Origin of the sequence: Herbaspirillum sp. UBA812, assembly GCF_002296545.1 — a bacterium.
Lineage (GTDB): Bacteria > Pseudomonadota > Gammaproteobacteria > Burkholderiales > Burkholderiaceae_D > Herbaspirillum > Herbaspirillum huttiense.
In genome coordinates, this window is the sequence record NZ_DBIC01000169.1 from 3,557 (window position 1) to 10,453 (window position 6,897).

Below are 6,897 nucleotides of genomic sequence, written 5' to 3' on the forward strand. Positions count from 1 at the left end.
ACCGGCAGCGGCACCGGCCCGCCAGAGCCGCGCCGGCCGTCCGCGCGTGCGGCACGACGACCTGGCCGATACCGCGCCCCTGGTACTGGAAGGCGAAGCGGGCGAGGACATCATCGTGCGCATCTACCAGACCGTCTTCGACAGCGTGATGAGCCAGCGCCTCACCCCCGGCACCAAGCTGCCGGAGGCGGCCCTGTGCGAACTGTTCGGCGTGGGGCGCACGGTGGTGCAGAAGGCGCTGCAGAAACTGGCGCACGAACACATCGTGGAGTTGCGGCCCAATCGCGGTGCGGTGGTGGCCATGCCGACACCGGAAGAGACCCGTGAGATCTTCGAGGCACGGCGCGCACTGGAAGGCGCCATCATGCGGCTGGCCGTGCGCAATGCGACGCGCGCCGACCTGGCCAAGCTGCGCCGCCAGCTGAAGGAAGAGCACCAGGTCATGCACAGCTATGCGCAGACCCACTGGGCGCGCCTGGCCTCGTCCTTCCACATGCGGGTAGCCGAGCTGTCGCGCAATGCCACGCTGCAGCGCTATCTGGGCGAACTGGTGTCACGCTGCTCGCTGATCGTGGCGCTGCATGAGCCGGCCGGATATGCGGCCTGCGAGCATGATGAACACACCCATATCGTCGACCTGATCGAGCGCGGCGACAGCGAGGGTGCGGTGGCGGCCATGGAAGCGCATCTGGTCTCGCTGGAGGAACACATTCACCTGGTGAGCGAAAAAAGCGGCAACAGCCTGGCGCGGATGCTGGGGATGGAATAAGGTCATCACCCGCATCACCTGCATCGCTTTGTAGGGATGAAAAAAATGGCGGCAAGGACTGAAGTCCCTGCCGCCATTTTTACGTGCAAACCGTCGATCAGATCGTGACCGATTCCTTCAATGCCTCGCGCGCTTGTGCTGCAATCTCGAAGGAGTGCAGGCGCGCCGCGTGATCGTAGATCTGCGCGGTGATGATGAGCTCATCGAGCGCATGTTCATCGATGAAGGCTTGCAGGCCCTCTTCTACGGTCTCGCGGTCACCGACCACGGCGCAGGACAGCGAGCGCTCAACGTGGGCCTGTTCACCGGGCTGCCACAGGGCATCGATGTCATCCACCGGCGGGCGCAGCTGGCCGGGTGTACCCCGGATGAGATTGAGGAACTGCTGCTGCAGCGAGGTGAAGAGGCGCTCGGCTTCGCGCTGGGTATCGGCGGCGAAGACGTTCAGGGCCAGCATCACGTAAGGCTTCTTCAAGGTGGCCGAGGGCTTGAAGCGCTCGCGGTAGATCTGCACCGCCGACTTCATGAAGCCCGGCGCAAAGTGCGACGCGAAGGCAAACGGCAAACCCAGTTCTGCCGCCAGCTGCGCGCTGAACATGCTGGAACCCAACAGCCAGATCGGCACTTTGAGACCGCTGCCCGGGACGGCGCGCAGGTTCTGGTAGTCCGAGGGCTCGTCGAAATATTCCTGCAGTTCGATGACGTCCTGCGGGAAGTTGTCTGCCGTATCCCCGCCCATGTGGCGGCGCAGGGCGCGCGCGGTGCGCTGGTCGGAACCCGGCGCGCGGCCCAGGCCCAGGTCGATGCGGCCGGGGTAGAGCGACTCCAGCGTGCCGAACTGCTCGGCGATGACCAGCGGCGAGTGGTTGGGCAGCATGATGCCGCCCGAGCCGACGCGGATGGTTTTGGTGTTGGCCGCCACATGCGAGATCACCAGGGACGTGGCCGCGCTGGCGATGCCGGGCATGTTGTGGTGCTCGGCCAGCCAGTAGCGTTTGTAGCCCAGGGCCTCGGCGCGCTGTGCCAGTTCCTTGCTGTTGTTGAAGGCCTGGGCGGCGGTGCTGCCCTGGTTGATCGGCGACAGATCGAGGACGGAAAACGGAATCATGCAGGAATCCTTGTCGAATCGGCACGACCTTCGCAGGCCGTGCCGGTGGCCGGGTAGCTTCCCCGGAAAAGGCGTGCTGTGGTCGGTGAGCGGACTCAGTCCAGCTTCACCACCAGCTTGCCGAAGTTCTTGCCTTGCAGCAGGCCCATGAAGGCTTCAGGGGCCTTCTCCAAGCCTTGCACCACGTCTTCGCGGTAGTGCAGCTTGCCTTCCTTGAGCCAGGTGCCGACTTCCTTCTGGAAGGCCGCATACAGGTCGGGACGATTGACGTAGTAGTCGAAGATGATGAAGCCCTGTACGCGGATGCGCTGGGTCAGCAGGCGGCGCAGGATGGCGCTGCTCTCGGTGGCCAGGCCGCCGCCGTTGTAGTGGGCGATCAGGCCGCACACCGGCACGCGGGCATGGATGTTGAGCAGCGGGATGACGGCGTCGAGCACGGCACCGCCGACGTTTTCGAAATACACGTCGATGCCGCGCGGGCAAGCCGCTTTCAGTTGCTCGGCAAAGTCAGGCGCACGGTGGTCGATACAGGCATCGAAGCCCAGTTCCTTGACTGCCGATTCGCACTTCTGCGCGCCACCGGCAATACCGACCACGTGGCAGCCACGCTGCTTGGCAATCTGGCCGACCAGCGAACCGACCGCACCGGTAGCGGCGGCCACGACCACGGTTTCACCGGCGCGCGGCTGGCCGATGTCGATCAGGCCGGCGTAGGCGGTGTAGCCGGGCATGCCGAGCACGCCCAGCGCATGCGAGGGATGGGCGAAATCGGCGGGCAGCTTGTTGGCACCGCTGCCGTCGGAGATGGCGTATTCCTGCCAGCCGGTATAGGCCATGACCAGGTCGCCTTCCTTGAAATCGGGATGGCGCGAGCTGACCACGCGCGACACCACGCCGCCGGTCATGACGCCATCGATTTCCACCGGCGGTGCGTAGGAAGGCGCGTCGCTCATGCGGCCGCGCATGTAGGGGTCCAGCGAGAGCCATTCACCGCGCAGCAGCATCTGGCCTTCCTGTACTTCCGGAATGGCCACTTCTTCCAGGCGGAAATTTTCGGCAGTGGGAGCGGCAGCGGGACGCGAGGCGAGGACGATGCGGCGGTTGGTCTTGGGCAATTGAGTCATGGAAATCCTTTCCGTATTCGGTTCATTGAGAGGCGCGGCGCGCCATCGAATCTTTCTGGCCTGATCTGGCCTGATCTGGCTTGATTACTGCGGTGCGACCAGCACGTGCCGCGTGACCAGCATGGCCGCTTCCATCGGTGCGCGGTCACGGCCCAGCTTGGACAGCAGGCTGGCACCCAGCCACTGCTGGTACAGCATGGTGGCCGTGGCCAGCGGTTGCAGCACGGTGTGCAGCGAGCCCTCGGCGATGCCTTCCTCGATGCAGGTGGCGATGCGTTCGATGAAACGCTGCGTGCCGCCGTGCAATACCTGGCGCATGTCGTCGGAGAGATCGGCCACTTCGGCGGAGAGCTTGACCACCAGGCAGCGCTGCTCGGCTTCTTCGCAGCACTGGCTTTCCAGCCAGCAACCCCAGTAGGTCAGCAGGCGCTCGCGGGCGCTGCCGCCCTGGCTGCGGTCGGACAGGACGTGATCCAGCCGGTCCAGGTAGCCGGCCACATAATGCTCGATCAGTTCGCGGCCATATTGTTCCTTCGATCCGAAGTAGTGATAGAAGGAACCCTTGGGAATCTGCGCCGCCGCCAGGATCTCGGCCAGACCGACGCCGGTGTAGCCCTTCTGCGCAATGAGCGCATGGCCGGCTTGCAGGATGTGGCGCTTGTTGTGGTCGTAGTGTTCTCGCATGCGGCCCATTCTAACGGAAAATTAGACCGGTCGTCTAAGACCGGTCTTTTTCGCCGGATCAGCGTGATGCCGGTGCCTTGCGCGCAGGTGGAAACAGCGGCCACACCAGCAAGGCCACCGCTGCCGTGACTATCCACACGGCGGGCCAGCCGTGCCATTGCAGCAGCAGCGGAATGGCCTGGGCGGTGAGGAAGAAGACGCCGAACACGCAGCTGTTGCCCAGCCCCAGCGCAGTGCCAACCTGTGCCGGACCCGCAGCCACCGCCAGCTCGGTATAGGCCACGCCATGCCATGCGGAGACCACCACGCCCGCCACCACCAGCACGCCGCCCAGCCATTGCAGCGAGATGGAGAGCCCACTGATCGAAGACACGCCCAGCAGCAGGAACAGCAGCGCACTGCCCAATGCGCAAGCGCGCAGATAAGGACGGCGCTGGCCGTGCGTGTCCGTCCAGCGGCCACTGGCAATGCGCGCCACCGCTGCGCCCACTTGCACCAGCGTCAGCAACACGCTGATGAGGAGCAGGCCGGCCTGCCCCACTTCATGCAGGAAGATGCCGCCGAAGCTGATCAGCGCCACCTGGGGCGCGCACAAGAGGCCGGTGCCCAGTGCCAGCCGCCAGACCAGCGGACTGCGCAGGGCCGGCATCGCAACCGGGGTTGCCGCGTGCGCGTGCGCTGCCTTGTGCGGCTCGCGCAGCCACAGCAACACCAGCGCGACGCTGGCCAGGCACAGGGCCATCAGGAAGCCATATACCGCACCGAAGCCGGCTCGCGCAGCCAGCGTGGGCAAGAGCAAGGCGCCGATGCCGCCACCGAGCGGCACTGCCGTCTGGCGGATGCTCATGGCGAGTCCCCGCTCGCCCTCGGCGAACCAGGCCATGATGGCGCGTCCGCTGGCACCGTTGACACTGCCGCCGAGCAATCCTGCCAGCGTGAGACCAACGCACAGCCACACGAAGGCCGAACCGCCCTGCCCCGGCCGCGCCATCGCCATCAACAGGCACAGCGCGGCGCTGGTCCCCAATAGTCCGGCCAGCAGCACCTTGCGGTCCCCCAGGCGATCGGTCAGCACGCCCCAGGGCAGTTCGCCCAAGGCCACGCCCAGACTGAGCAACCCGAGCGCCAGGCCCAATTGCACATTGCTCAGGTGATAGTCGCTGCGCAGCACCAGCGAAGTCACGGGGATCCCGGAGAACACGGCCGAGAAACTGGCATTGGCGGCAACGCCTGCAGCGAGGACCTTCCAGCGATGCGCTGACGGCCTGACGGGGAGGGTGGCGGGATGAGTGGATAGCGTGGACAAGGCAGGCTCCAGTAGGGATCAGGCCTTGCAGTGTGGCGTGCAGCCTCATGGCTTGAATGCCATAATTCCGGCATTGCCAGCCATTTGACGTTTTCTGCACCATGCCCGCGCGCGACATCGCCTTCCTCATTTTTGCCGATTGCAGCATGCTCGACTTCACCGGCCCGCTGTCGGCCTTCGACGCCGCCAACCGCGTGAGTGGACGCGCGCTCTACCGGATCACGCTGTACTCCGAGCCGGGCGGCCTGATCCGCAGTTCGGCCGGGGCGATGATCCAGACCGAGCGCATTGGCCGCGCCAGTTTCGATACGCTGGTGGTGGCGGGGGGCGGTGCGCCGCGCGAGGGGCTGGTGTCCGATGCACTGCGTCGCTACATCCTGCGCGCAGCCAGCCGTTCGCGCCGCATCGCCGGTGTATGCACCGGGGCCTTCGTGCTGGCGGCCGCCGGACTGCTCGATGGCAAGCGCGCCACCACGCACTGGCGCATGGCGGCCAAGCTGCAGCAGATGCATCCGCAGGTAAAGGTGGACAGCGACCGCATCTATTCCTGCGATGGCAAGGTGTGGACCTCGGCCGGGATTTCCGCCGGGATCGACCTGGCGCTGGCGTTGATCGAGGAGGATCACGGCGCGGAACTGGCCAAATCGGTGGCGCGCGAACTGGTGGTGTATCACCGCCGTCCGGGCGGACAGTCGCAATTCTCGGCCTTGCAGGAAATGGATGGGGGCTCGGAGCGCATCCGCCGCGCACTCAGTTTTGCGCGCGCGCATCTGCATCAGGAAGTGACCGTCGACACGCTGGCCGAAGTGGCCTGTCTCAGTCGCCGCCAGTTTGACCGCAGCTTTGCGGCCGAGACCGGCCAGACCCCGGCGCGCGCCATCGAACAGATGCGCGCGGAAGCGGCGCGGCTGCGCATCGAACAATCACAGGACAGCCTGGAGAGCATCGCCCGCGCCACCGGCTTTGGCGATGCCGAGCGCATGCGGCGCGCCTGCCTGCGGCTGTTCGGCCAACCGCCGCAAGCCATGCGGCGGCTGGCGCGGCTGGACGAGGAGTGACTCGGTTCAGCCGGTGGTCAGGCGCACGCGCGTGATTTCGGACGGGGCCAGCAGCCGCTTGGGCGGGCCCCAGTAGCCGGTGCCGCGGCTGACGTAGATCCACAAGCCTTGCAGGCGCTTGAGCCCGGCCACATAAGGCTGTTGCAGCGGCACGAAGAAATTCCACGGGAAAAATTGTCCGCCATGCGTATGGCCCGACAGTTGCAGGTCGAAACCGGCCTCGACGGCGGCCGTGGCGCTGCGCGGCTGGTGCGCCAGCAGCACGCGCGGATGGCCGGTGGGCGCATCGGCAATGGCGGCGTGCGGATCGCTGCGATGGGCTTCGTCGAAATGATGGGCGGTGTAGTCCGTCACCCCGGCCAGCACCAGACCCGCCCCTTCATGGCGCAGGACCACGTGTTCATTCATCAGCACGGTCACACCCAGGCGACGGACTTCATCGATCCATTCGTGGGCATTGGAGTAGTACTCGTGATTGCCGGTGACGAAGTAGGCACCATGCCGCGCCCGCAGTTGCGCCAGCGGCGCGGTGTGCGGGGCCAGCTGGCGCACGCTGCCATCGACCAGGTCGCCGGTGATGGCCACTACGTCGGGCTGCAGGGCGTTGACCTTGTCGACGATGGCTTGCAGATACGGTGCCTTGATGGTGGGGCCGACGTGGATGTCGCTGATCTGGACGATGGTGAAGCCCTCCAGCGCTGCGGGCAGGTTGGCGATGGGCACGCTGACTTCCACCACGGCAGCGGTACGGCGGGCGTTGAGATAGCCGATGACCGTGGCCGCTGCGGTGAGGGCCAGCACCAGCCAGGCGCTCAGTTCCACCATCTCGTGCTGCTGGATGGGCGGCA

7 protein-coding genes are annotated in these 6,897 nt (G+C 66.0%); 2 read left to right on the forward strand and 5 right to left on the reverse strand.

The window, feature by feature from the left end; translation table 11 throughout:
* Positions 1-769: GntR family transcriptional regulator (locus tag B3873_RS11335; RefSeq protein WP_286866093.1), on the forward strand; the 769-nt coding region annotated here is incomplete at its 5' end.
* 97 nt (positions 770-866) lie between these two features.
* On the opposite strand, the gene B3873_RS11340 is transcribed toward B3873_RS11335, so the two are convergent.
* From B3873_RS11340 to B3873_RS11355, 4 genes are all read right to left on the reverse strand, one after another.
* A complete protein-coding gene (locus tag B3873_RS11340; RefSeq protein WP_286866094.1) occupies positions 867-1,877 on the reverse strand; it encodes an LLM class flavin-dependent oxidoreductase in 1,011 nt (336 codons plus the stop codon).
* Between the two features lie 95 nt (positions 1,878-1,972).
* Positions 1,973-3,001: an NADP-dependent oxidoreductase gene (locus tag B3873_RS11345; protein ID WP_039786989.1), complete on the reverse strand. Its 1,029-nt coding sequence runs from the start codon at positions 2,999-3,001 to the stop codon at positions 1,973-1,975.
* An 84-nt stretch (positions 3,002-3,085) separates the two neighbouring features.
* The gene (locus tag B3873_RS11350; RefSeq protein ID WP_286866096.1) at positions 3,086-3,685 is read right to left on the reverse strand and encodes a TetR/AcrR family transcriptional regulator; all 600 of its coding nucleotides are present in this window, start codon (positions 3,683-3,685) and stop codon (positions 3,086-3,088) included.
* Positions 3,686-3,743: 58 nt separating this feature from the next.
* Entirely contained in the window at positions 3,744-4,991 is a 1,248-nt protein-coding gene (locus tag B3873_RS11355) for an MFS transporter (protein WP_286866098.1), read from the reverse strand.
* Between the two features lie 101 nt (positions 4,992-5,092).
* On the opposite strand from B3873_RS11355, the gene B3873_RS11360 reads away from it, so the two are divergent.
* Positions 5,093-6,049, forward strand: a complete 957-nt coding sequence (locus B3873_RS11360) for a GlxA family transcriptional regulator (protein ID WP_209534275.1) — start codon at positions 5,093-5,095, stop codon at positions 6,047-6,049.
* Between the two features lie 6 nt (positions 6,050-6,055).
* On the opposite strand, the gene B3873_RS11365 is transcribed toward B3873_RS11360, so the two are convergent.
* A partial coding sequence (locus B3873_RS11365) for a metallophosphoesterase (protein WP_286866102.1) occupies positions 6,056-6,897 on the reverse strand: 842 nt, incomplete at its 5' end.

Coding starts and splice junctions, on each gene's coding strand:
- B3873_RS11340 (WP_286866094.1), bottom strand. CDS start 1,877: ATGATTCCGTTTTCCGTCCTCGATCTGTCGCCGATCAACCAGGGCAGC.
- B3873_RS11345 (WP_039786989.1), bottom strand. CDS start 3,001: ATGACTCAATTGCCCAAGACCAACCGCCGCATCGTCCTCGCCTCGCGT.
- B3873_RS11350 (WP_286866096.1), bottom strand. CDS start 3,685: ATGCGAGAACACTACGACCACAACAAGCGCCACATCCTGCAAGCCGGC.
- B3873_RS11360 (WP_209534275.1), top strand. CDS start 5,093: ATGCCCGCGCGCGACATCGCCTTCCTCATTTTTGCCGATTGCAGCATG.